Source organism: Streptomyces sp. CB02400, assembly GCF_001905725.1.
Classification (GTDB): Bacteria; Actinomycetota; Actinomycetes; order Streptomycetales; family Streptomycetaceae; genus Streptomyces; species Streptomyces atrovirens.
In genome coordinates this window covers 1076509-1099423 of record NZ_LIWB01000001.1, presented here as the reverse complement: position 1 = coordinate 1099423, position 22915 = coordinate 1076509, and the positions used below count along the sequence as shown (strand labels likewise).

At 72.7% G+C, this 22915-nt stretch carries 17 protein-coding genes; 8 read left to right on the top strand and 9 right to left on the bottom strand.

Annotated elements, in window-relative coordinates:
- The first annotated feature begins 7 nt into the window (after positions 1–7).
- Positions 8–1081, top strand: coding sequence for a hypothetical protein (locus AMK33_RS04715; RefSeq protein ID WP_235617962.1), 1074 nt, complete (start codon positions 8–10; stop codon positions 1079–1081).
- A 16-nt stretch (positions 1082–1097) separates the two neighbouring features.
- Here AMK33_RS04715 and AMK33_RS04710 read toward each other — a convergent pair whose 3' ends face one another.
- Genes AMK33_RS04710 through AMK33_RS04700 form a run of 3 tightly spaced genes read right to left on the bottom strand, consistent with a single transcriptional unit; the run spans position 1098 to position 3228 of the window.
- Entirely contained in the window at positions 1098–1517 is a 420-nt protein-coding gene (locus AMK33_RS04710) for a hypothetical protein (protein ID WP_073931373.1), read from the bottom strand.
- Positions 1514–1984, bottom strand: a complete 471-nt coding sequence (locus AMK33_RS04705) for a hypothetical protein (protein WP_073931372.1) — start codon at positions 1982–1984, stop codon at positions 1514–1516. Before AMK33_RS04705 ends, AMK33_RS04710 begins: the two co-directional genes overlap by 4 nt.
- Before the next feature lie 38 nt (positions 1985–2022).
- Positions 2023–3228 carry an erythromycin esterase family protein gene (locus AMK33_RS04700; RefSeq protein WP_073931371.1) on the bottom strand — a complete coding sequence of 402 codons (1206 nt, stop codon included), beginning with the start codon at positions 3226–3228 and terminating at the stop codon, positions 2023–2025.
- Between the two features lie 58 nt (positions 3229–3286).
- Here AMK33_RS04700 and AMK33_RS04695 point away from each other — a divergent pair, with 58 nt between their 5' ends.
- Positions 3287–4009: a TioE family transcriptional regulator gene (locus AMK33_RS04695; RefSeq protein ID WP_073931370.1), complete on the top strand. Its 723-nt coding sequence runs from the start codon at positions 3287–3289 to the stop codon at positions 4007–4009.
- Between the two features lie 49 nt (positions 4010–4058).
- Positions 4059–5249, top strand: a complete 1191-nt coding sequence (locus AMK33_RS04690) for a hypothetical protein (protein WP_143203804.1) — start codon at positions 4059–4061, stop codon at positions 5247–5249.
- Between the two features lie 37 nt (positions 5250–5286).
- Here the strand turns inward: AMK33_RS04690 and AMK33_RS04685 are convergent, their stop codons facing one another.
- The 5 genes from AMK33_RS04685 to AMK33_RS04665 all read right to left on the bottom strand — a co-directional run bounded on the left by AMK33_RS04685 (position 5287) and on the right by AMK33_RS04665 (position 14062).
- On the bottom strand, positions 5287–6300 hold the full coding sequence (locus AMK33_RS04685; protein WP_073931368.1) for an alpha/beta hydrolase: 1014 nt from the start codon (positions 6298–6300) through the stop codon (positions 5287–5289).
- Positions 6301–6861: 561 nt separating this feature from the next.
- On the bottom strand, positions 6862–7260 hold the full coding sequence (locus tag AMK33_RS04680) for a hypothetical protein (protein ID WP_073931367.1): 399 nt from the start codon (positions 7258–7260) through the stop codon (positions 6862–6864).
- Positions 7261–7366: 106 nt separating this feature from the next.
- Positions 7367–9025 (bottom strand): N-6 DNA methylase, encoded by a 1659-nt coding sequence (locus AMK33_RS04675; protein ID WP_073931366.1) that lies wholly within the window; start codon positions 9023–9025, stop codon positions 7367–7369.
- Positions 9026–9128: 103 nt separating this feature from the next.
- Positions 9129–13583 carry a caspase, EACC1-associated type gene (locus tag AMK33_RS04670; RefSeq protein ID WP_073931365.1) on the bottom strand — a complete coding sequence of 1485 codons (4455 nt, stop codon included), beginning with the start codon at positions 13581–13583 and terminating at the stop codon, positions 9129–9131.
- Positions 13580–14062 carry an effector-associated constant component EACC1 gene (locus tag AMK33_RS04665; RefSeq protein ID WP_143203803.1) on the bottom strand — a complete coding sequence of 161 codons (483 nt, stop codon included), beginning with the start codon at positions 14060–14062 and terminating at the stop codon, positions 13580–13582. The genes AMK33_RS04670 and AMK33_RS04665 overlap by 4 nt, the downstream gene beginning before the upstream one ends.
- Before the next feature lie 203 nt (positions 14063–14265).
- Between AMK33_RS04665 and AMK33_RS04660 the strand changes: the two genes are divergently transcribed.
- The 5 genes from AMK33_RS04660 to AMK33_RS04640 are packed head-to-tail and all read left to right on the top strand — an operon-like array spanning position 14266 to position 21677.
- Complete coding sequence (locus AMK33_RS04660) at positions 14266–14784, top strand: hypothetical protein (RefSeq protein WP_073931363.1); 519 nt, start codon at positions 14266–14268, stop codon at positions 14782–14784.
- Positions 14784–16178 (top strand): hypothetical protein, encoded by a 1395-nt coding sequence (locus AMK33_RS04655; RefSeq protein ID WP_073931362.1) that lies wholly within the window; start codon positions 14784–14786, stop codon positions 16176–16178. Before AMK33_RS04660 ends, AMK33_RS04655 begins: the two co-directional genes overlap by 1 nt.
- Positions 16175–17590, top strand: coding sequence for a vWA domain-containing protein (locus AMK33_RS04650; RefSeq protein ID WP_073931361.1), 1416 nt, complete (start codon positions 16175–16177; stop codon positions 17588–17590). Before AMK33_RS04655 ends, AMK33_RS04650 begins: the two co-directional genes overlap by 4 nt.
- 56 nt (positions 17591–17646) lie before the next feature.
- Positions 17647–18771 (top strand): ATP-binding protein, encoded by a 1125-nt coding sequence (locus AMK33_RS04645; protein ID WP_073931360.1) that lies wholly within the window; start codon positions 17647–17649, stop codon positions 18769–18771.
- Entirely contained in the window at positions 18768–21677 is a 2910-nt protein-coding gene (locus AMK33_RS04640) for a DUF5682 family protein (protein ID WP_073931359.1), read from the top strand. The genes AMK33_RS04645 and AMK33_RS04640 overlap by 4 nt, the downstream gene beginning before the upstream one ends.
- A 105-nt stretch (positions 21678–21782) precedes the next feature.
- Here AMK33_RS04640 and AMK33_RS04635 read toward each other — a convergent pair whose 3' ends face one another.
- A complete protein-coding gene (locus AMK33_RS04635) occupies positions 21783–22853 on the bottom strand; it encodes a Kelch repeat-containing protein (protein ID WP_073931358.1) in 1071 nt (356 codons plus the stop codon).
- Between the last annotated feature and the right edge of the window lie 62 nt (positions 22854–22915).

Genomic DNA, 22915 nt, shown 5'->3' with positions numbered 1-22915 from the left:
CGTGATCGTGGAGATCGCTCGTATCGTCGTCGTCGCGATAGTCGTCGGGGGCGGGGTCGCCTACTACCGCCGGCTCATGGACGGCCCTTCCTCCTCCAGCGGTTCGTCCCGGAGGGCCGAGGCGCTGGGCTTTCTTCCGCAGTCCCGGCAGAACACCCGGCAGGCGGCCGCCGACGCCGAGTTGGAGCTGGCCAAGTCCGCCGCCGCCCGCGGCCGTTGGGAGCCGGCGGCGCAGTTGCTGGCCCGGACCGGGGAGCAGCGTGACTGGGCGCGCCGCTCGCTGTACTCCGACGCGCTCGGTTCGCACCGGGCCGCGCGGCCGGGTGGTTGGCTGGACGCGTGGGAGGCCGCGGTCGGGCCGGACGACCCGGACGTGGCGCTGGTGCGGGCGCGGGCGACGGTGTCCCTGGCCTGGCATCTGCGGGGCGGCGGCTGGGCGAAGGACACCAGCCGGGAGCAGTTCGCCGGTTTCCACGAGACGTTGGCGCGGGCGCCGCAGTTGACCGCGCGTGCGGCGGAACTGAATCCGGACGACCCCTCGCCGTACGTCGCCGCGATCTGGACCGCGCTCGGTCTGGGCTACTCGCGGGAGAGGATGCACCGGATCTGGAAGGAGATCACCGCCCGGGATCCGCACCACTTCGACGCGCACTGCGCGGCGTTGCAGTACTGGTGCGCGAAGTGGCGCGGCTCGGAGGAGCTGGCGGTGTCGTTCGCCCGCGAGGCCGCAGCCGAGGCGCCGCGCGGCAGTCTGCTCAGCGCACTGCCGTTGATCGCGTGGTACGAGCACCGTGACAGCGACGCGAAGGGGAGCGACTTCCGGGCGCCCCACCTGGTCACCATGGTCGACGTGGCTCTGGCGGACGTGGCCGCGGCCCCGTCGGACCACCCGGGCAGGGCGTCGGTACGGCACCTGCTGGCGTACTTCCTGACCCGGCAGGGCCGTCACGACGCGGCGTTGCTGCAGTTCCAGCTGGTCGACGGGTACGTGGACGCCCTGCCGTGGCGGTACTGGAACGACCCGGCCGCCGTGTACTGCCTGTGGCGGAACCGAGCGGTCAAGGGGGCGCGGCGGGGCTGACCGCCACCGCCGCGGGTCAACGCGTCCGGCGCAGAAGCGACTTCGGCTCCCGCAGGGCGTGCCACAGTCCCGCCGCGAGCGGTACGACCGTCAGGGCGAAGAAGACCCAGAACAGGAACTCGGCGCCGGGCGCGAGGTCGTAGACGGTGCCGTCCTCCCATCGGCAGTAGGCGCGCGGCGGGAACGGGGTGGAGATTCCCGAGACCTCCCCGCTCCCGAGGATGCCCTTCTGCATCGGTTCCCTGGGACAGGGAGCGGTCTCCGGGAAGAGGAAGGCGTCGTCCGCCGTCATGATCACGAACCAGGTGAGGGCGCCGAGCGGCACCGCCCAGAACACCGCGGTCCGCGCCCACAGCGGCAGCAGTGGATGCGCCAGCAGCCCGCGCAGCGCGACCCAGCCGACCACGAGCCCGACGAAGACCGGGAGCAGCGTCATGACACCACCGCGGTCTTCCGGGCACGGAACCCGGTCGCGAAGCCGGCGCCGATGACGAGCAGGGCGGCGGCCAGGGCGAGGGACGCGGTCGCCCCGTTCATCCACACGTAGCCGGGGTCACTGGAGTAGACGGAGCCGTCGTGGCGGACGCAGTCGAAGCGGAGCGGCAGGTACGAGGACCGGTGGTGGGAGAGGCCCTGCTTGGTCTCCTCGTCGAAGCCGTCACGGCAGGCCGGGGCCGGGATCGAGTCCGCGCCGTCGCCGAACGCCTGCTCCGACGCCAGAACGGAGAAGAATCCGAGGGAGTAGACGGCCGCGGCCGCCCACGCGGCCGCTGCCGCCGCACGGCGCAGCAGCCGCGTCGACCAGGGCTGGGGCCGACCGGGGAGCGCCATCGCGACGACCCCCGTCGCGGCGACGACCGCGGCGACGGCACAGACCACGAACAGACCCAGACCCAGCAGCACGCCTGTCACTCCCCCTCGGCTCCCCTGTCGCACAGACCCTAGCCCCGCGGGACATCCCTGACGTACACGACCCCGTCGGTCCGGGGCAGGTGGGCCGGGTCGAACGGGGCGTAGCCGAAGTACGGGGACACCCGGGGAGCGGGGCGCGTGTCGGCGAGGGCGGTGGCCAGTCGGGGGGCGTCGATGACGCAGCGGTCCTCCGGGAGGGCGTACAGGAGTCCTTCGAGGGTGTCCGGGGGCGGGGTGTCCACTCCGTGGTGGTGGATCGTGCCGAGGGCCGTGGCCAGGAAGGCGTACCGCTCGCCGAGTCGGGCGCTGACGAGCGCGCCGGCGCTCCACCACTCCAGCAGCGGGTGGTCCCACATGCGCATCGTGCTCTTGTCCCGCTGGAGGTGGCTGTTGTGGGCGTGGACGAGTGCCGGGCCCCGGTCGGCGAGGGCGAGGAGGTTGCCGGCCATCATCCCGTCCCGTGTGGCCAGCAGCCGCGTCATGCGGGCCGGTGAGGTGTCGGCCGTCCAGGAGTGGTAGCGCAGCAGGCCGGTGGCGGTGCGGCCGTACAGGCGCGCACGGTCCCGGTCGTCCCGCGAGGTCGCGGTGATCAGGTGCGGCGTCTGTGTGTCGAGCAGCGCCACCAGGTCGTCGGCGAGCAGCCGCAGCTCCTTGGCCTCGGCCGAGCGGCCCACGGACCGGGACGGGTCCGTCATCACGGCCTGGTCCGTCCACGGCTCGTCGGCGCCGAGCAGGCGGTCGAGGGTTTCCGCGGTGCAGGGCAGCAGGTCCGCGTCGACGTGGGCCGCGAGGTGGTCGTGGAGTGCGGTGAGGGACTGCCGGGGGCTCGCGGCTCCGGTGATCTCCAGCGGGCCGTCGAAGCCGGCGAAGCGGAGCCGCTCGGACGCGGGCCGGTCCTCGTTGTACGCCCGCATCCAGCGGACGAGTTCGCGGTTGCCCGGGAACGCTCCCCACTCGTGGCTGAATCCGCGCTCCATGACCTCGTCGAGGGTGCCCGTGCCCGACGTGACGTAGGCGTCCACGACCAGGCCCCTCACGCAGTCGCTCTCGATCGCGATCGTCCGGTAGCCCTCCTGCTCGACGAGCTGCCGGAAGAGCTCGTTGCGCAGGCCGAGCAGAGTGTCCTCGCCGTGGGTGGGCTCGCCCAGGGCGAGGAGTCGCGGGCGGGCCGGAAGCAGCTTCATGACGGCCGCGGCCTCGACGGCATGGGCGATGTCCGTGATGTCGGTTGCCATACCTTCAACGGTATCGTTGAACTTTCGGTGGAAACTTGGGCGCGATATCGTCCGCCGCATGGGACAGAACCTTCAAAGCGGTGAGAAGCTCAGGCCGATCGACCTGGCACGACGGCACGGTCTGTCCACGCAGGCCGTCAGGAACTACGAGGAGGCCGGCATCCTCCCTGCCGCCGGCCGCACGGCCCACGGCTACCGGACCTACACCCCGCTGCACGCGCGGGCCCTGCGCGCGTTCCTCGCCCTGGTGCCCGGCCACGGTCACCGGACGGCGACGGCGATCATGCGGGCCGTGAACGAGGGCGCGGCCGACGAGGCGTTCCGTCTGATCGACGAGAGCCACGCCCAACTGCTCCGCGACCGGGAGACACTCCGGGCCGTGGAGAGGGCCCTCCGTGACCTCTCGCCCCACGCGGACACCACGGTGTCCCGCCCCCGCCGTACGTTCATCGGGCCGCTGGCCGAGGAGCTCGGCATCCGGCCCGCGACGCTGCGCAAGTGGGAGGGGGCCGGGCTCGTGCGCCCGCGCCGCGATCCGCTGACCGGTTACCGCGTCTACGACGAGGCCGACGTACGCGACGCCCGGCTGGTCCACCAACTCAGGCGCGGTGGCCACCTGCTGGAGCAGATCGCCCCGCTGATCGCGCAGGTGCGGACGGCCGGCGGACTGGAGCCGCTGGAGGGCACCCTGCGCGACTGGCACGGCCGGCTGTCCGCCCGCGGACGGGCGATGCTGAGCGGGGCCGCCGAACTGGAGGCATACCTCCGCGAACGCGGATGAACTCGTCGAACCGGAGCAGGAATCCTGTGTGTTGACATCGCCAACAGGCATGCTTCATTCTCTAGTCGACATCAAGATCTCCTCCCGGCAGCAACGCTGCCACCGCGGCCTGCGCTCCAGGAGGGACCGTGACTCCGCGGCCGTCATGGCTTCCGTCCACCCCCGCGTCCCGGAGTCCGGCATCATGTCCCGCCCTCGCCCTCGTCACCTCGCCCCCGTCGCCCTGTTGATCGTCTCGGCCCTCACGCTCGTCGGATGCGGATCCGACGACGAATCGTCCGAGCCACCCGTCGCTTCGGCCACCGAGGCGGAGCAGGAGACACCCGGACCGGACGACGAACCGACGGAACCGGAGGACGACACATCACTCGCCGACTTCCTCCGCTCGGCGAAGGTCGACGACGCGCTCGTGAACCGTCTGGGCGAGGTGGGTGACGCCAACGGCTACGGCCTGGGTGAGGGTGTCGAGACGAGCCTGGAGGAACGGCAGCAGCTCGCGACCGTCCAGGTCGGCACGTGCCGCGATGTGGCCGTCGGGCACCGCACGTGGGAGGGGATCCAGGCCTCGGACGTGAGCTCGGGCGGGACCGAGGAACAGGCCGCGGCGATGGCGGACTTCCTGCGTGAGGAGTTCTGCCCGCACGTCGCGCCCTACAAGGAGGCGCCGCTGCCGAAGCAGTCCCTCGGCGGCCCCGAGGAGGACGCGAAGGGAGGGCGGGGCCTGGCCTCGCCGGTGTCCTGGTGGGACACGCGGTACCGGCGCGTGTCGTGGTCCGAGGAGTGCGCGGCCCAGACGGGACAGCCCATCGGGGACCCGGTCGCCTACCGCCTGTCGGACGACGCCGTCGTCTGCGCCACCGTGCCGCCGGCCGAGCAGTTGAAGAAGCACCTCATCAGCGTGGACGTCGTGTTCGCGGAACCGGTCGGCGAGGAGCGGGCGCAGGACGCCGCGCTCTCCCTGCTCCCCATCGACGCGGTGGCCGAGGACGAGACGGAAGGCACGAACCCCGACTGGTCGTACCTGGAGGGCGGCTGCCTCAACCTCAACATCCAGAGCCAGGACCTCGAGGACGTCGTCGCCGGCCTCAAGGAGAACGCCGAACCGTGGGCGCACGCCGTCCACTACTCCGACGGAGCCACCGCCGACGGCGCCGTCGGCCCCTACACCGGCGAGGTCAAGCAGGTCTCCCTGTCCACGGGCAGGAACGAACCCACGGATTCCGGCGATCTGACCTGCTGAACCCCTTTCCGGAAGCAGCCCCGCGGCATGCCGGCACTCAGTCGTCGACGTGCAGGGCGCCCAGCAGCATCGGCAGTGAGGCGTGCAACTCGCGTTCCCAGTACGCCCAGGTGTGGGTTCCCGGGCCGTAGAAGTGGGTGGTCACGTGCTTCGCGCCCACGCGTTTCAGCTCGGCGGCGAGGGCGTGGTTCTGCCGGTTGAAGTCGGCCTCGAGGGCGCTGGTGCCGCCGGGTGCGTCCAGGGGGCCGGTGGTGCCGTCGCCGCAGGACAGGTACACGGGGACCGACTTGAGCCGCTCGGCCAGGTGGAACGGGTCGTGGGCCTGCCAGATGCGGCGTTGCGCGACCGGGTCGCCCCAGACGCGCAGCGGGTCGTCGCCCTGGCCGGCGAAGAACCCCAGGATGCGGTCGACCGACTCGTCGTTCAGGAGCGGGTGGGCGGAGCCGGAGTACGCGGCGGTCGCCTTGAACATGCCGGGGTGCCGGGCGGCGTAGAGCAGGGCGCCCTGGCCTCCCATCGACAGACCGGCGACGACGCGGTCCCGGCCGGCGCCCCAGTCGCGCTCGAGGAGGTGCCGCAGCTCGGCCGTGTGGAAGGTCTCCCACGCGGGGTCGCCGCCCTCGCCGTGGTTCCACCAGTCGCTGTACCAGCCGTTCCAGCCGGCCTCCGGCATGACGACCAGTACGTCGCGCAGGCTGTCCGTCTCCGCGACGTCGGTCATGGCGGTCCACGAGGTGTAGTCGCCGCAGCAGCCGTGCAGGAGCCACAGGGTCGGCCAGTGCCGGCGCCGGTCGTCGGGGTTCCAGCCGTCGGGGGTGAGCAGGCGGACCTCGACCGTACGGCCGCCCAGGGCCGCCGACTTCACCGACAGGTCGACCTGCCGGTCGGCGACCTGGGTGACCGCGACGACCTCGGCGCCGCGCGGCTTCGGGGAACGGTGCGCGTCGGCGGCCACCGCCGGCGCGGCCGGCGCGAGGGTGGCGAGGACCGTGGCGAGGACGAGCAGGGCTCTGGACCGGAGGGGCAGGACGGCGGTCGTGGTCGCTGACAAGGCGGCTCCCTGGGGTGCGGTTCGTCGCTGTACGGGCGGTTCGACCGGGCTGGACGCGCAAGGGCGTCGGAACTGCCCTTCCCACGGACGGTCACGACGATGCGTCCGGATCCACCTCATCGGACACCGGACGCCGCCGAGTCCGTTGCCGGTGTACGGCGGTGAGGCGTTCCGGGACTTCCCGGAGCTCGCGTTCACGCCGGGGTCGTACGACTCCTCCGGCGAGCGGTCCACGCGGCCGCGGTCGACGTGGGAACCGGTCGGCGCCTCGATGCCGCCGAGGACGACGTCGGCGGATGTCGGCCGGCTTGCTCGTCGAGTACACGGTGCTTCCGGCCGCCGGGCGGAACCCGGCCCGAACGAGGGCCCGACGCCTTCGCCGCGTCGATCGTCGCCGACCTCAAGGGGGCGGTGTCCCCGTACCCCGAGGGCCCCGGGCTCGATCGTCCCGTGCGTGACCTGCGCGAGACGTCCGGCACCGACGCGGAGAAGCCGGCCCTTCTCCGCGTCACAGGTGGCCCTACCGTCACCCGGCTCCCCTGACGGGTGCCGCCGCGCCGCCTACAGCCCCGCTCGCGCCAGCAGTACCGGCAGGGCCTCCGGTTTCACCTTCTGGACCGACCGCACCTGCCCCAGGCCCAGCTCCTCGCGGCTCACCGGGTCGCGGTACAGCGCCTTCGTCGCCTCGGTCACCAGGGTCACGGGGACCACGTAGGGGATGTCGGGGTCCTCGTCGTCCGGGCGGGGTCTGTCGTCGACCTCGGCCATCGCGGCGACCGCCGACTCGGGCTGGGCGAAGAAGAACCAGAGGCGGTCGCCCGGCTCCATGCGGTTGCGGCGGCTGAGCCAGAGCTCCAGCTCCGGTTCCTCCTCGGCGAGTCGGAGCATCGTCTCCTTGTCGGACGGTTCCCCGTCCAGCGTGTCCCTGCGCGGATTGAGGATGTAGATCCAGTCCGCCATGGAATCCCCTTCGGTAGGACGCTCGACCCGCGTGAAGACACATCGGTGCAGCGACTCATGGTGCCAGACACCCGGGGGATGCGCGTACACGTTTTCGACAGAGGCGTCAGGCGTCGGGTTTCAGGGCACCGTTGCCGAGGCCGTCCCGTGCCAGTGCCGCGATCTGCCGGCTGAGTTCCGCCACCCTCCGCGACCGCTCCTCGAACTCCCTCAGCGCGTGGAACGCGGCCCCGTAGCCGCGCTGTGCGGTGATGTCCATCTGCGGGATGCGGGCGCCCTTGCTGTCGAGCCGGAAGGTGCCGCTGGCGGTGGTGGAGCGGCGGCTGTTGGCGGCGCTGTGCAGGAAGCCCTGGAGGAAGTCCGTGTCGAGCTGGTCGCTGACCGAGACCGGTTCCGGGTCCGCGTACTCGACCAGCCCGGCCCTGATCAGGTCGGCGACGCTGACGCTCGGGCCGTCCAGGGCACCGGTGCCTTCGCCGGCGACCAGGGCGGGGAGCAGTTCGGCCAGGCGCCGCACCTGTTCGGTCAGCTCCTGGCGCAAGGTGTCGTACTCGGTCACGTAGTCGCGGTGGGACTCCTCGACGTGACGGCTCGGGGTGAGGTCGACCAGGTCGTCGAGCAGATCGATCTGGGGGACCTCGGTGATCTGCTGGGGCCGCGGCTCCAGGGGGTCGTCCGGGTCGTTGGAGGTGAGGTCCACCATGCGTACGGCGGTGGTCGCGTCGTCCGGGGTCCGCGGGCGGCGCAGATGCCACAGGTGCACGGGGAGGGAGTGCGCGGCGGCCGTACCAGGGGCCAGCGCGGTGACCTGGGTGAGGATGCCTCGGCGGACCAGCTCGGCCCGGATGCGGCGGCCGGCCTTGCGGTAGGCCACCGAGGCGGGCATGACCATGATGAGACGACCACCGGGCGCGGTGTGCGCGTAGGCGTGCTGGAGCCAGGCGAGTTCGCCCTCCGCGCGGGAGGGCGTGCCGAGCTCCCAGCGGGGGTCGAGGAGGAGTTCCTCCCGCCCCCAGTCGGTGTCGCTGACCGGCGGATCGCAGACGACGAGGTCGGCCTTGAGGTCGGGCCACGCGTCCGCGCGCAGGGAGTCGCCCTGCTCGATCCCGGTACGGGAAAGTCCGGCGAGGGCGGCGCGCGACCGCGCGAACCGCGCACTGCGGGAGTCCGCTTCCTGACCGCATCGCCTGACGCCCTGTTCGGCGCCGACGGTGAGCAGGAGAGTACCGATTCCGCAGGCCGGATCGAACAGCACCGCGTCGGCCGCCACGTCACCCACGAAGTGCCGGACGGCCCTGACCACTCGGGGTGAGGTCACCTGGTCCGAGCCCGCTCGCCGTACGGACTCCGTGAAACGCTCGGCGAGGCCGTTCACCACGTCCGCGGCGGAACCGCCGTCGGCCATGTGGCGGGCGAGCCGGACCGCCTGGTCGGGCAGCGCGGCCGGCGCCTTCCCCTCGGGGGCGGCGAGGACGTGCGCGATGTCCGCGAGCCCGCCGAGGATGTCGTCGCCGTAGGCCCCCCGCAGCACCTGCCAGAGCTGGACCTCGTCGGTGACGTCCTGGCCCTTGCTCTGCTTGTCCAGCCAGGCCTGGACCTCGGCCAGGTCGAAGAGCGGACTGTTGGCGCCACCTCCGACCGGCGCCGGGAAGTCGTCGTACCGCCGTCGCCAGTTCGACACGGCGGCGCGGGTGACCCCCGCGATACGGGCGATCTCGGAACCGGTGACCAACGGGTTCGTCGGCGTGGCCGGGGTCTGTGGCATACCGCCTACGGTACACAGCGCTCCAGCCACGTTTCAATGGACACCGTTGACGACGTCAACGGCGCACCCATGCGGCCGGCCCCGGGCCGCTCGCCTGCCGGTGTCACTCACGCGCCGGGCACGTCTCCACGAAATCGGCCTCCGGTACCTGTTCCTCCCACTCCTCGCGGGTCAGGCCGCCGCCCGCGGCCCTGCAGGCCATGCCGAGGGTGTCGGCCGCCGTCTCGGGGTAGGCGCCGAGGTCGACGACGTGGGCGAGACCCGCACTCGTCGTGATCATGGTGCGTCCGTGCGGTCCGCCCAGGACCACCTCGTCGACGCCTTCCCTGAGGCCGCTGAACGTGTAGGCCAGGTGGGGCCGTTCGGGGTCGGCGGTGCTCCAGAGGCGTACCGTGCCGTCCTCCCCCGCACCCGCCAGCAGCCGGCCCTCGGGGTGAAAGGACAGTTGGGCGAATTTCGCCCGGTCCGTGTCCATGGGCTCGGTCGCGCCGGGCGCGTGTCCGGCACCGTCCTTTCCGGCGTCCCACAGGTCCACCCGGACCTCGGGCTGCCCGGTGAAGGAGGGGATCACGGCGACGGCCGCCACCACGTCGCCGTGCGGGGAGAACGCCGCCCTCGCGCCACCTCCGTAGAAGTGGGTGTCGTCCGACAGGGAGGTGGTCCTGTCGGTGGACAGGTCCCAGAGGCTCAGGCCGGTTCCCACCAGCAGGAGTCGGCGGCCGTCCGGGGCGAAGACGACGTCCCTCAGGGACGTGGGTGCGGTGGAGGCGGTCAGGGCGGGCAGGGTGGGATCGGAGACGTCCCAGACACTCACGTTCTCCAGGTCGTTGACGGCCAGGAGGGGACGGTCGGGGGCGAAGTCGAGCGTGGGGTTCACCGCGCCCTCGTGGGCACCGCTCAACGTGCCGGCGACCCGGGGGCGGGCCGGGTCGGAGACGTCCCAGAGGGTGACCTTGCGATCGTGGTTCATGGCCGCGAGCAGAGTGCCGTCGAAGCTGAAGTCGATGTCGGCGAGGACGTCGCCGGTGCCGATGACGGTGCCGCCGTCCACGGTTGCGTAGCGGTCCTCCACGGGGTTGTCCAGCTCGGCGAGCCTTCGCGGATCGGGAGGGTCGGACAGGTCCCACAGGCCGATGCGCGCGCCCCGGGCCACGGCCAGGGTCGTGCCGTCCGGTGCCAGCGCCAGTTCGTCACCGTCCGGCAGCACGTCGAGGACACGCGGTGGGTGGACGTCGGACAGGTCCCGGTGGATGACCTCGCCGTAGCTCGCCGAGACCAGCGACCGGCCGTTCGCGCCGAACCTCGTCGTGTGGACGAACCCCGAGTGCCCGTACAGGCGGGCCTCGTCGGTCATGTCCCGTGGATCGGCGACGTCCCACAGGGCGACGCTCCTGTCCCAGCCCGCGCTGGCCAGGCGCCGGCCGTCCGGGGAGAAGTCGAGGGAGCCGACCAGGTTGCTGTGGGCCGTGCGTTCGTCTAGGACCTTCGGATCGCCGGGCGAGCGGACGTCGACCAGTTCGATCACGCGGTCGCCGCTCACCGCCAGCAGATCGCCGTCCGGGCGGAACGCCAATGCCCCGCCGGCGTCCTCCACCTTGCCGCGGGGCCGGGGTGCCCGGGGATCCGAGACGTCCCACAGCCGCAGGTCACCGTGGGTGTCGGCGGTGGCCAGCAGGCGGCCGTCCGGGCTGAACGCCACCCGGTCGCTCTGCATCGACTCCCGAAGCGGCAACGTCGGCTTCGTGGCGGCGAGTTGTCGCGGTTCGCGCGGGTCGCTCACGTCCCACAGGACGAGCGCGCCGGCGCCGACGTACCGGGACCAGCCGATGCTCGCCACCGTGCTTCCGTCCGGACTCAGGGCGAGCGCGGTCGGCCCGGCGGTCCGGTCCGGCACTGCCTCCGCGCGGAGCGTCACCGCGGGCCGGGGCCCGCTGCCCCCCGAGAGGCCGGCGAGGTCCCACAGGCGCACCTCACCGTCCCCGCACACGGCGACGAGCATCCGGCCGCCGGGACCGCCGAACGCCACGGGCTCCTCCGTGTCGTCCTCCGGGAACGGGCAGGCCAGCCGCGCCAGCGGGGTGCGGGGAACCGGATCACGGCTGGTGTCCCAGATCGTCAGGCCGTTCTCTTCCGTCGTCGCCAGCATCCGCCCGCCGGGGGCGAGTACGGGATCGACCGTCGTCGTCATGGGCACCTCGGACGCACCCCGGAACGCGCTGCCGGCCAGGGTGTCGAAGAGCGCGCGGCGGGCGTCGGCACCGGGGCGCAGGGCGTACGCGGCGAGACCCAGCCGCAGGGCGGTACGGGGGTCGGACGTTCCGAGACCGTTCGCCTCGGCCAGCAGTCCGCGGGCCGCGGCCACGCGTTGCTGCCTCTCCGCTGAGCGTTGCTGCCGGACCGCGACGACGGCGGCGACGAGGGCGAGGCACAGCGCGACGGCCACGGCGGCCAGGGCTCGCTTCAGCAGCGTGGTCCGGCGCCGCTCCCGGCGCAGTTCGCTCGTGGCCGCCTCCTGTCCGGCCGCGAGGAACTCACGCTCCGGTTCGGACAGTTCGTCCTGGTCGTCGAGCTCGGCCGCCGCCTGGAGCCGGCTCCCCCGGTAGAGGAAGGCGGCGTCACGGCCCGCGGCTTCCCATTCCCCGGCGGCGGTGCCCAGTTGCTGGCGCAGCAGCAGGACGGCGGCGTCCTCCTGGATCCACTCGCGCAGCAGGGGCCAGGCCCGGAGCAGCGCCTCGTGCGCGATCTGCGCCGTGTCCTGGTCCACCGTCAGCAGCCGTTCCCCGGCGAGCTGGTCGCGGACCGCGTCCGACCCGGGCGGCAGCGCACCGAGCGGGACGCGGTGGCGCAGGACGGCGGCTCCGCCGTCCGGGGGGAGGTGGACCAGACACAGCAGCAGCCGGCGCATCATCGTCCGCCCGTCGTCGTCCAGGGACTCGTAGACGCGCCGGGTCGCGGTGGCGACCGACTGCCAGATGCCTCCCGTCGCCCGGTACCCGGCGAGGGTGAGCACGGCTCCGCTGCGCCCGCGCCATGTCTCCCGCAGCGCGTGGGCCAGGAACGGCAGCGCCGTCGCCGTGTCGCTCGCGGAGCGGCCCGCACGGAGGTCGTGCAGCAGCAGGTCCGTCAGGCCCGGTTCGACGGTCATCCCGACGGCTGCCGCCGGGCGCTCCACGATGGCGCGCAACTCCCGTTCGTGCAGCGGTGGCACGGTGAACTGGGCCCGTGCCAGCGCGCGTTCGAGTCCCGGATGCTCCAGGCAGCTTCCGTAGTGGTCCGCCCGCAGACCGAGGACGATCCGGGGCCTCGGGCCGGGTCCGTCCCCGGTGAGCAGGGAGACGAACGCGGCGCGCTCGTCGGGAGCGTCGCACCGGGTGAAGACCTCCTCGAACTGGTCCACCACCAGCAGCCGGCAGACGGGCCGTCCGTGCGACGGGGCGGGGAAGCGACCGCGTTCCAGCTCCGTCCGTACCTCGTCCCCGTCCCGTCCGGTGGCTCCCGCCCATGCCTCGGCCAGGGTGCGGAAGGGGTGCGGTCCGGGGGCGGACAGCAGCAGTGCGGGTCCGGGTGAAGTCGTACGGGCCTCCAGTCCGGCGAGCAGACCGGCGCGCAGCAGCGACGACTTGCCCGCGCCGGAGGCGCCCACCAGAACGGCCTGGCCGCCGTCCGGTATCTCCTCGACCAGTTCGATCAGCCGGTCGGTGAGTTCCTCGCGCCCGAAGAAGTGGGCGCTGTCCTCCGCCCGGTACGGCTCCAGCCCCGGGTAGGGGCACGGCAGGTCCGCGGGCCGCTCGGCCCTCCCGGCTCCGGTGGGGTGCGGCGGGTAGGCGCGGTTGCGGGCGAGGACCAGTGAGCCCAGTGTGCCCTCGCTCCGCCGGGCCGGATCGACCCGCGCGTCGTCGGCGAAGGCCTCGTCGAGCGCGGCGTGCAGCCGGTCGGCGCTCAGCAGGGGCGGTCCGGCCGGGTCTCCCTCGTTGAGCAGGCCGAGCAGCCGGCCGGTGAACAGGGTGTGCGGTTCGCCCTCGGGGGCGAAGGAGAGCGCGTAGTGCGAGGCCGACGAGAGCAGGAAGCTGCCGCGAGGCGCGGCGGAGGCGAAGGCCCGGCGCGCTCCGCCCTCGGACGGCGGTGTGCCGCCACGGCCGGAGAAGCAGCAGTCGAGGACGACCAGGCTGCCGTTGCCTCCGGCGCCCAGCAGGTCACGGACGGTCCGGTAGGAGACGGACCGCGCGATGTGCCGGGCGGACCGGCTGTCCCGGGTGGCGAGGTACAGGTCGTCGCGCGGGCCCAGCAGTCCGTGCCCGACGTAGTAGAAGAGAACAGGTCCGCCGCCGGCGGCCGACGCCTCCTCGACCGCGTCGACCACCTCGGCGGCCCCGGCGTGGGCCGGGACGCGCACGACGTGCCCGGGGTCCATGCCGCACACGTCGATCAGGGTGCGCCGCAGATCGTCGAGCGTCGTGTCGACCGAGGGCAGGTCGGGCAGTTCCGACCCGCGGACGTGGCTCCCGGTGCCGCACAGCACCGCACGCGCGCCGGGAGCGGCGAGACCGCCGGCCGTCATGTCGTGCGGGAGTCCGACGGGTCGCCGTCCCGGGTGTCTCCGTCACCGTCGTCCTGGTCGCCGTCGTCCTGCCGGGTTCCGTCCGCCGGCGGGCGTGCCAGGCGCTCGGCCAGGTCGGCCGCCTCCTGCGGGCTCAGCGCGCGGGCCTGGCGGGAGGACAGGGTGATCCGGGTGCCGTCGGGCCGGGTCACGCTGATCGTGTGGCTGCTGCGGCGGGTCTGCAGCCACGCCACCAGCGCTCCCGCGAAGACCGCGGCGACACCGCCGGGCTCCAGGACCGCCACCAGCGCGTCGACGGCCGGCCCCATCGTCCGCGCCGGGGCGCCGCCGTCCCGTTCTGCGCGGTCGTCCTGTTCGGCACGGTCGACGCGTCCCCTGAGCCGGGGCACGTCCGTCAGCCACGTCCTGAGTTCCGCGGCGGCGCCCGCCGTGTCGCCCGTACCGTTCTCGTCGTCGTGCACCGTCACGACAAGCCGCATGGTCCCCCCGGGGATCGAACGTCTTCTTCGGGCTTCGGGCTTCGGGCTTCGGGCGAGGACGTCCCTCGGGCATCCTCGCCTCTCCCTGCGGACAGCATGCCCCACCGGGGCCCCGCACGGCACATGTTCCAGGGCGTTGTCAGTGGCTGCCGATAGCTTGATCCCGTCGCGCCGTTCTGGCGTTGACGTCCCCTTTCGCATGCATGGGAGATGGTGCGTTGTCGGTCCGGGAGAAGTCGAGCACGGCGCGGGTGGTGCCGCCCGCGCGGCCGCGGAAGCTCGCGAAGGTGCCGTTCGTGGAGCTGGCCGACGGACGGTTGCAGGGTGTGGTGTCCAGCGGGTCGGACATCGGGCGGGTGTACGTGTCGTCCGTCGAGGCGGGGACGTACGCGTTCGCGTGCAGCACCAACAACAACCGGCCCTGCGGCGGGGCGCGCGGGGGTTTCTGCAACCACATACGCGCCCTCGTCGACGAGGCGGTGCTGCAGTACGGCGTCGAGCGCGTGGCGCGGTATCTGAAGGTCGAGGTCTCCGGCGAGGACCCGGATGCCCACACCGTCCTCAGTGCCATGAGCTACACGCGGCCCGCGCAGGGCGACCGTTCGGCCGCGGCTCAGGTGTTCAGCCGGTTCCTGCGGCATCTGGCCTACCTCGAACTTGCCCCGGACACCGCTCCGCTGCCCGAGATGCAGTGGTTCCCGACGACGAAGGCGGTGGCGTGATGCGTGCCGATCTGCTGAACGACACCGTCGACGGGCTCGACGAGGCCCTCGCGGCCGTGGACGGGTTCGACGAGGTTCTCGTGGGCGGCCTGCTCCGTCCGGGGCCCGCTCAGGCCGTCGGGCCGGCCGGGCTCGCCGAGGCCGTCGCCGGGTCACCGCTGGCGGCGCGGGTCGCCGAGGCGGCCGAGAAGACGGCCGCCGGGGCCGCCGGCGAGGACCACTTCGTCGCGCTCGCCGCCGCGCGCACCGCGCTGCTCGGCTCCGTGCACGACGCGCTCCTCCTGCGGGCCGAGGAGGCCGTCGGGCGGGCGCGGGACGGGGAGAGCGGCACGGCCGCGGCCGGCGGGGCGGAACACGCGGTCAACCTGTGTGCCGCCGCCCGTAGTTGGCTGTGCGATCTCGCGCGGGCCGGCTGGCGCGGTATCGACCACGAGGTGATCGCCGGTGCCGCGCCCGTCGTGTCCGCCATGCTGCCCGACCCGGCACTGCGCCGCCTGGCCACGCTGCTCGACGGCTTCGCCGCCGAACTCGCCGCGTCCTGCCCCGGCGCGACGCTGGAGCACGTTCCCGTACGACGGTGGGCCGACCTGTGGTCGCGCGCCATGCTGCTGACCCTGCCCGGTGCGGCGTCCGCCCCCGCGGTGGGCGGGGCGACCGGTCGTCTGCTGCCGCTCGGTGTCGACGTGCAGGAGCACGCCACCGCCGTACAGGCGCAGGTGCACGCGGTGTTCGAGCCGGCGGACGGTGGCACGCCGCGGCTGGTGCGGGCCTCGGTGTCCGCGCCGAAGCCCGACACCGTCGTCGGGGCGGGGCTGTGGCAGTTGCTCCGGCCGCACCTGTCCCTGTTGGCCGCCGTGAGCGAGGGGCGGGCCATGGAGCTCGACGCGATGCCCGTCACCGGTGAGGGCGATCTGATCTGGGACGACGCACGGGCCCGTACGGGCGAGCCCGCCGAGGTCTTCGCCACCGCGCGGGTGGCGCTGCCCGCCGCCGCGGCCTTCGCGACCGCTCCGCTCGACCGGCATCCGGCCCGGATCGCCGTGCCCGTCCTGCTGGAGGGGTACTCCGTGGAGGAGGACGGGAACGGGGTGGCGTTCCAGGTCGCCGGGCAGCGGCTCGCCGTCGACACCGACCGGGTTCCGGCCGCCGGTCCGCTCACCCCCGAGGTCGTCGCCTCGTCCGGTGCGTGTGTCGGGCTGCTGCGGTGGGACGCCGGGGAGTTCCTGCTCCAGCCGCTCGCCGTGGAGAAGACGGTGCGGAAGAAGAGCGTCGCCGTGCACGCCGGGGCCTGGGCCGGGGGTACGGCCGACAAGGCCGGCGTGCGCGCCGAGAAGGCCGCCACCGATGCCGTGAAGGTACTGCGCGAGCGCGCCGGAAAGCTGCTGCGGAAATGAGCGAGCCGACCATTGGAGGCACCCCGGCGCCCGATCCGGACGAGAACCGGCGGCAGGTGCTGTACTGGCGTCTGCTGGCCCGTCTCTTCGACCCCGAGGAGCAGGCGTCCCTGGAGTCGGCGAGTCTGGCCGTGGTCGAGGACATCGGCCTGCCGCCCGCGCTGCTGGACCCGCAGGCGTCCGTCGACTCCGTGGTGCAGCGGCACCCGGAGCTGGCCGCCGAGTTCGACGGGCTGATGACGCCCGAGCCGGACGAGGACGGTGCGCGTGACCGGGCCGCCGAGGTGCGGCGCGCGGCGCTCGCGTCGAAGGTGCTGCTGAACGTCTTCGCCTCCGGCTCCGGCACCGTCACCGCCGAGCAGCTGGCGCGCTGGCAGTCGGACGCGGGCTGGCTGGAGCGGGCGCTGGGCTGCCGGCCCGGCGAGCTGCGCGGCGGTGGCAACCGCGCGGGAGGCGGGCAGGGCGTCAGTCCGACCGGCACCGGCTTCGGCGGCCCCACGCCCGACCTCAGCCGTCTGATCCCCGAGATCGGTCCCGAGCTGGGCTCCATCGAGGCCGGCCTCGTCAAGCGCATGCATCTGCGTGAGGTGCTGGCCGATCCCGCGCTGGCCTCCCGGCTGACGCCGAGCATGTCGCTGATCGAGCAGTTGCTGCGCGACAAGAACAACCTCTCCGGTGTCGCCCTCGCCAACGCCAAGGCGCTGATCCGGCGTTACGTCGACGAGGTCACCGAAGTGCTGCGCACCCAGGTGGAGAAGGCCACGGTCGGTGAACTCGACCGGTCCGTCCCGCCCAAGCGCGTCTACCGCAACCTCGATCTCGACCGCACCATCTGGAAGAACCTCACCAACTGGGACCCGGAGGAGGAGCGGCTCTACGTCGACCGGCTCTACTACCGGCACACCAGCCGCAAGACTACGCCCCAGCGGCTGATCGTCGTCGTGGACCAGTCCGGTTCGATGGTCGACTCGATGGTCAACTGCACCATCCTGGCGTCCATCTTCGCCGGGCTGCCGAAGGTGGACGTCCACCTCATCGCGTACGACACGCAGGCGCTGGACCTCACTCCCTGGGCGCACGACCCGTTCGAGACGCTGCTGCGGACCAAGCTCGGCGGCGGCACCGACGGCACCGTCGCCATGGCGCTCGCCCAGCCGAAGATCGCCGAGCCGCGCAACACCGTCGTGGTGTGGATCTCCGACTTCTACGAATGGCGCACCGACGAGCTGTTCGAGAGCATGGCCGCCGTTCACCGCTCGGGGGCGAAGTTCATCCCGGTGGGTTCGGTGACCAGCTCCGGGCGCGGCAGCGTCAACCCGTGGTTCCGGGAGAAGTTCAAGGACCTCGGTACGCCGGTGATCTCCGGTCACATCAAGAAGCTCGTGCACGAACTCAAGACGTTCCTCACCTGATCGACGCAGCGGCGTCACACGTCCCTCTCGACCACCGTACGAAAGGCTTTTCTCTCATGTCCGACCTGCTGCGCGCACCCGCCGAGATCAAGTACGCCGAGGAGCTCGACTGGCTGGAGTCGATCGACGACAACCCCAAGCCGTTCTCGTGGCGTCTGTCCCCGAAGATGGTCCGTCTGTTCATCCTCGGCTCCGAGCGTGCCGACGGCCTGGACCGGGAGGTGTCGCAGAAGTGGTTCGGCGACCGCAGCTTCGTGGAGCGGTCGATCGTCACGCTCGCCTCCGACCGCGGTCTGCTGCTCATCGGCGACCCCGGCACGGGCAAGAGCTGGCTGGCCGAGCTGCTGTCCGCCGCGATCAGCCGCAACTCCACGCTGGTGGTGCAGGGCACGGCCGGCACCACCGAGGACCACATCAAGTACTCGTGGAACGTGTCGATGGTCATCGCCAAGGGCCAGTCGCGGGAGTCGATGATCCCCTCACCGATCATGACCGCGATGGAGGCGGGTGCCATCGGCCGTTTCGAGGAGCTGACCCGTTCCACGAGTGACGTCCAGGACGCGCTGATCTCGATCCTCTCCGAGAAGTACATCTCGGTTCCCGAGCTGGAGAGCGGCGGCGGTGACGACAACATCGTCTTCGCCAAGCCCGGCTTCTCCGTCATCGCCACGGCCAACAGCCGCGACCGGGGCGTCAACGACCTGTCCTCCGCGCTCAAGCGGCGCTTCAACTTCGTACGCATCCCGGTCGTGACGAACAAGAAGAGCGAGGCGGAGATCGTCCGCTTCCGCACCGAGGAGCTGCTGCGCCGGCACTCGATCGACCTGGACGTGCCGCCGACCCTGCTGGACGTGCTGCTGCAGAGCTTCGCCGACCTGCGCGCCTCCGCCGCCGCGGCCGGCAGCGACGACGAGAAGCTGGAGTCCGCGCTGTCGACGGCCGAGCAGATCGGTGTGCTGGAGGACGCCGTCCTGCACAGCAACTTCTTCGGTGAGCGCACCCTGACCGCCCGCGCCCTCGCCTCCTCGCTGGTCGGCTCGCTCACCCGGCGCGAGCCCGAGGACCTGGCCATCCTCAACAAGTACCTGCACGGTGTCGTCGAGCCGCGCAGCAAGGAAGAGGGCGGCTCCTGGCCCGAGTTCCTCGAGGGCGGCCGCGACGCGATCGCCACCCTGTCATGAGCGGGTCCCGGGAGAGCACGTCGTTCGCGTCACTGCGCGGGCAACTGCAGGACGCCGCCGCCGCGTTCGCGGGCGGCCCGGACGCCCTGGAGGGCATCCTCCTCGGCATGGTCGACGACGTCGACCGGGCGGTGCGCGAGCCGCTGGAGATCTTCCCCGTCTGTCACCACTCCCCCGCCTCGGCGCTCGCCATGGCCCGCCGGCTGCGCGAGAAGCAGCCCAAGGTGGTGTACCTGGAGCTGTGCGAGGACATGGCGCCGCTCCTGACCGAGCTGCGCAACTGCAGGCTGCCGGTGGCGGTGCAGGCGTTCGCCGGCGACGTCGACGGCTTCCCGGCCGACTGGGCCCCGCTGTCGGTGGTGGCGCCGGTCACGGAGGCGTCCGCCGAGTACCAGGCGATCGCGTACGCCCTGGACACGCCGGGCGTCGAGCTGGTGCTCGTCGACCGGTCGGCGGACCACGTCTTCCAGTGGGACAGGAGGGGGGAGCAGGCGCAGGAGGGGGCCGAACCTCCTCAGGAGGCCGAGGCCGCGCTGCACGGTGAGGCCGTCGGCGTCGAGATCGGCGACCTGCGGCCGCGCTTCGCCGAGCTGGAGGAGCATCTGCTGCGCCACGGCAAGGTGCGGCACTGGTCGGAGTGGTGGCACCAGTACGTCGAGGTCCCGCTCGGGGACAGCGACCACGACACCTACCGCCAGGTGATGTTCCTCATCGGCAGCCTGTTCCGTCGGCTCGCCCCCGGAGAGGGGTCCCGGCTCCGGGTGGACGAGGACCGCGAGCGGTACATGTGGACCCGGATGCGCGAGCACCTGGCGGCGAGCGGCACGGACCCGGAGGACTGCCTGTACGTGTGCGGGGCGTTCCACGCGGCCAGCCGCGTCGAGGAGTTCGGCGTGCGGGGCGGCTCGGGCACGTTCACGATCTCCCCGCGTACCGCCACCACCTGGCAGTACGGGCTGATCCCGTCCAGCCACGCGGCGATCGAGGCGCAGTTCGGCCTCGCCGCGGGCTCGGTGTCGATCGCGGCGACGGAGTGGGCGAAGGGCCTGAAGCGGACCCGTGTGAAGCCGTACGTGCTGGAGGGCCAGGCCGGGAAGAGGAAGTCCGCGGCCAAGAAGGCGGCCGTCGTCCCGGCGCCGGAACCCGCCGCCACCGCGGACAAGTTGTCGGGCTTCCTGCGCAGGCCGCCCGTGCTCGACGGGCTCGACGAGGCCGAGCTGCTCGGCTGGTCGGTGGACATCGTGCGCGCGGCCCGGCGCAACGGCTATCTCGCCTCCACCGCCGACGCCATCGCCGTCTTCGAGACGTCGATCCTGCTGGCCGGCATGCGGGACCGGGCCAAGCCGACGCCGTACGACTTCCAGGACGCGGCGGTCACCTGCATCGAGAAGGACAGCGTCCCAGGGCGGCGGGACGTGCGGCGCCTCGTCGAGATCATGATGGGCGGCGACCGGATCGGCCAGGTCGGGTACGACTCGCTGCCGCCGCTCGCCCGTGACGTGTACGACCGGCTCGCACCGCTGGAGCTGAAACTCGAGCAGCGCGGGGTGCGCCGGGCGCTGCTGGACATGGCCTCCCGGCCGGAACTGCGGGCGTGTTCCGACGTGCTGTGGATGCTGCGGCGCCTGCTGCCGCAGGGCGCGGCACGGCCGATCATGGGTGAGCGGCGGCTCGGGGAGCGGTCGATCCAGGAGTCGTGGGACCTGGCGCTCGGGACGCACCAGCGGGCTCTGATCGAGCTGGGCTACGAGGGTGTCAGCCTGGAACAGGTCCTGGAGCAGCGGCTGCGGCGCGACGCGTACGGGCCGCAGGCGACCACGGCGACCGTGCTGGCGGCCGTCGAGGACACGCTCCTGTACCTGGGCGGCCGCCGGCTCGCCGACGAGCTCGGCACGCACGCGCTGAAGGTGCTCGCCGCCGAGCGGAGTGTCGACGGGGCGCCGGAGGTGCTGCGCCGGGTGCGTGCGCTGCTGGCGTACTACCGCACCAGTGAGCCGGTGCTGCCGGCGTGGATCGAGTCGTTCGTCAAGACCGGTTACGCCCACTACTGCACGCTGCTGCCGACGGCGTTCCGGGACGAGGACGCGACGGTGGGGCAGGTCGCGGCGATGCTCGGCTTCCTGTTCTCCATGGAGAGCCTCGCGCTGTCGCTGGGCTGCGACCGGAACCAACTGGAGCTCGCGGTCGCCCAGTCGCACCCCGACGACCCGTCGAAGACGGCACTGCTGTGGGCGGCGCAGGTGCAGCTCGGCACCCTGTCCCGGGCCGAGCTGCGGGCGCGGTGCGACGAGCTGCTGGACAACCCGCTGGTGGTGCCCTCCTACCCGCGCTACCTCAGCGGTTTCGTGCACGCGCTGGAGCCCGTGCCGGGGCTGGCGGACGTGGTCGTGGAGGCGGTGTCGAACGCGTTCGGGCGACTGCCGGACACGGTGCTGCTGCCGTGGCTGCCGCTGTTGATCACCACCCTGCGTTCCGGCGCGGCGGACCTCGCCCCGCTGATGGTCCGTGAGGCCGGCCGCGTCTTCCCGGGCCGGCTGGCGGAACTGGACGCGTGGACACCGCCGTGGCGGATGCCGGAGACGGATCCGTTCGCCGCCTCCCGGGCGAAGCCCGTGGCCGAGGTCCGCCGTGGCGCGGCACTGCTCACGGCACACCCGGCGGCGTGCGACGCGGTGGCGGGGCTGCTCGGCTGCGACGACGGCTGGGCGCGGCCCGACGCCCCTGCTCCGTCGGGCGTGGGCCTGCTGGCCGCGCACCCGGCGGCGTGCGACGCGGTGGCGGGGCTGCTGGGCTGTGACGGAGTGTGGGCCGACGTCACAGCCGGTCCCGGCCCGTCGGGTGCCACGCTGGCGAACCGTCACCCCGCGACGGCCACGGCCCTGGCGTCTTTGCTCACCGGTGGGTGACCGCGGAGGAGCAGGCCGACCGCCCGTGGTGCGCGACGATGTCGTCGTCGCGCACCACGGGCGGCGTCCTCCGCGTACCTCGGGTGGCAGGGCGTCAGCGGGGACTCACTGCCGGTGGGTGGGACGATAGGCGTCGTTGACGTCCACGGGGCCGGCGCCGCCCTGGATGCCGCCGCCGGGGATGTGGATCGTTCCGCGTACGGCGACGGCTGCCGTGCCGTGGCGCGGCACCGGCATGGGGGCCAGCCGTTGCCAGCGGTCGCGCTCGGTGTCGTACGCCTCGGTCTCGTCGAAGACGGTGTTCGGGTTGCCGCCGTCGTGCCGGCCCTCACCACCGAAGGTGTAGATCCTCGTCCCCACGGCAGCGGCGGCGATGCCGCCGCGGGCTGTGGGCATCGGCGCCCGCTCGGACCAGCGGTGGCCGCGCAGGTCGAACGCGTAAACGGTGTCCCGCACGTTCACCTGCCCACGGTCCCGGCCACCGAGCACATAGAACGTCCCGCCGACCACGGCTCCGCCCACATGGTCACGGGCCTGCGGCAGGCTCGGCAGGCTCTCCCACCGGCCGGTCACGACGTCGTACGCGGACACGGTGTCCACCGTGTCCTGGAGGCCGCCCGCGCCCGGCACGAGGACGCGCATACCGCCGGCGAGGAAGATCTTCGTCCCGTGCACGCCGATCGCGGCGCTCCCCCGCTCGATGCCCGCGGGCACGGGTGGCAGCCGTCGCCATCGGTCGGCCCGCGGAGAGTAGACGAAGCAATCGCGCAGGGCCTGCCATGCGGAGCCGCCGGACAGCCCGCCGAGGACGTGGATCCGGCCGTGGACCACCGCCACATTGGGATGGTTCATCTCGACGGGCAGCGGTGCCGCGTCCGACCAGGTGCCGTGGCGTGTGTCGTAGACGTCGACCCGTCCGGTGGTGGTGACGCCGCCGGACTCCCGGGGGACGATGCCGCCGATGACGTAGACCTTGTCGCCGACGGCGGCGACGCTGTGTTCCTGCCGGGGTCCGCTCGCGATCGGCGCGAGCCGCCGCCACCCCCTGCGACAGGGCCCGTGTTCCACGGGGGGCGTTCCACCGGGTGCCGTGGGGTGGTCCGGATGCGCGTGCGCCTCGACGGCCGGGGACACCGCCAAGGCGGCGCCGAGGAGCAGGACTGTCCGCCGCTGCATGAGGAACTCCTTGTCACAGGGCCTGGTATCCGTCAGAAGCAGGTGGCTTCGGCCCACTCAGT

What these genes read in the sequence shown, in the direction of transcription:
- AMK33_RS04710 (WP_073931373.1), bottom strand. Translation starts at nt 1,517, where the DNA reads ATGACGCTGCTCCCGGTCTTCGTCGGGCTCGTGGTCGGCTGGGTCGCG.
- AMK33_RS04700 (WP_073931371.1), bottom strand. Translation starts at nt 3,228, where the DNA reads ATGGCAACCGACATCACGGACATCGCCCATGCCGTCGAGGCCGCGGCC.
- AMK33_RS04695 (WP_073931370.1), top strand. Translation starts at nt 3,287, where the DNA reads ATGGGACAGAACCTTCAAAGCGGTGAGAAGCTCAGGCCGATCGACCTG.
- AMK33_RS04690 (WP_143203804.1), top strand. Translation starts at nt 4,059, where the DNA reads ATGCTTCATTCTCTAGTCGACATCAAGATCTCCTCCCGGCAGCAACGC.
- AMK33_RS04680 (WP_073931367.1), bottom strand. Translation starts at nt 7,260, where the DNA reads ATGGCGGACTGGATCTACATCCTCAATCCGCGCAGGGACACGCTGGAC.
- AMK33_RS04675 (WP_073931366.1), bottom strand. Translation starts at nt 9,025, where the DNA reads ATGCCACAGACCCCGGCCACGCCGACGAACCCGTTGGTCACCGGTTCC.
- AMK33_RS04670 (WP_073931365.1), bottom strand. Translation starts at nt 13,583, where the DNA reads ATGACGGCCGGCGGTCTCGCCGCTCCCGGCGCGCGTGCGGTGCTGTGC.
- AMK33_RS04665 (WP_143203803.1), bottom strand. Translation starts at nt 14,062, where the DNA reads ATGCGGCTTGTCGTGACGGTGCACGACGACGAGAACGGTACGGGCGAC.
- AMK33_RS04660 (WP_073931363.1), top strand. Translation starts at nt 14,266, where the DNA reads ATGGGAGATGGTGCGTTGTCGGTCCGGGAGAAGTCGAGCACGGCGCGG.
- AMK33_RS04655 (WP_073931362.1), top strand. Translation starts at nt 14,784, where the DNA reads ATGCGTGCCGATCTGCTGAACGACACCGTCGACGGGCTCGACGAGGCC.
- AMK33_RS04650 (WP_073931361.1), top strand. Translation starts at nt 16,175, where the DNA reads ATGAGCGAGCCGACCATTGGAGGCACCCCGGCGCCCGATCCGGACGAG.
- AMK33_RS04645 (WP_073931360.1), top strand. Translation starts at nt 17,647, where the DNA reads ATGTCCGACCTGCTGCGCGCACCCGCCGAGATCAAGTACGCCGAGGAG.
- AMK33_RS04640 (WP_073931359.1), top strand. Translation starts at nt 18,768, where the DNA reads ATGAGCGGGTCCCGGGAGAGCACGTCGTTCGCGTCACTGCGCGGGCAA.
- AMK33_RS04635 (WP_073931358.1), bottom strand. Translation starts at nt 22,853, where the DNA reads ATGCAGCGGCGGACAGTCCTGCTCCTCGGCGCCGCCTTGGCGGTGTCC.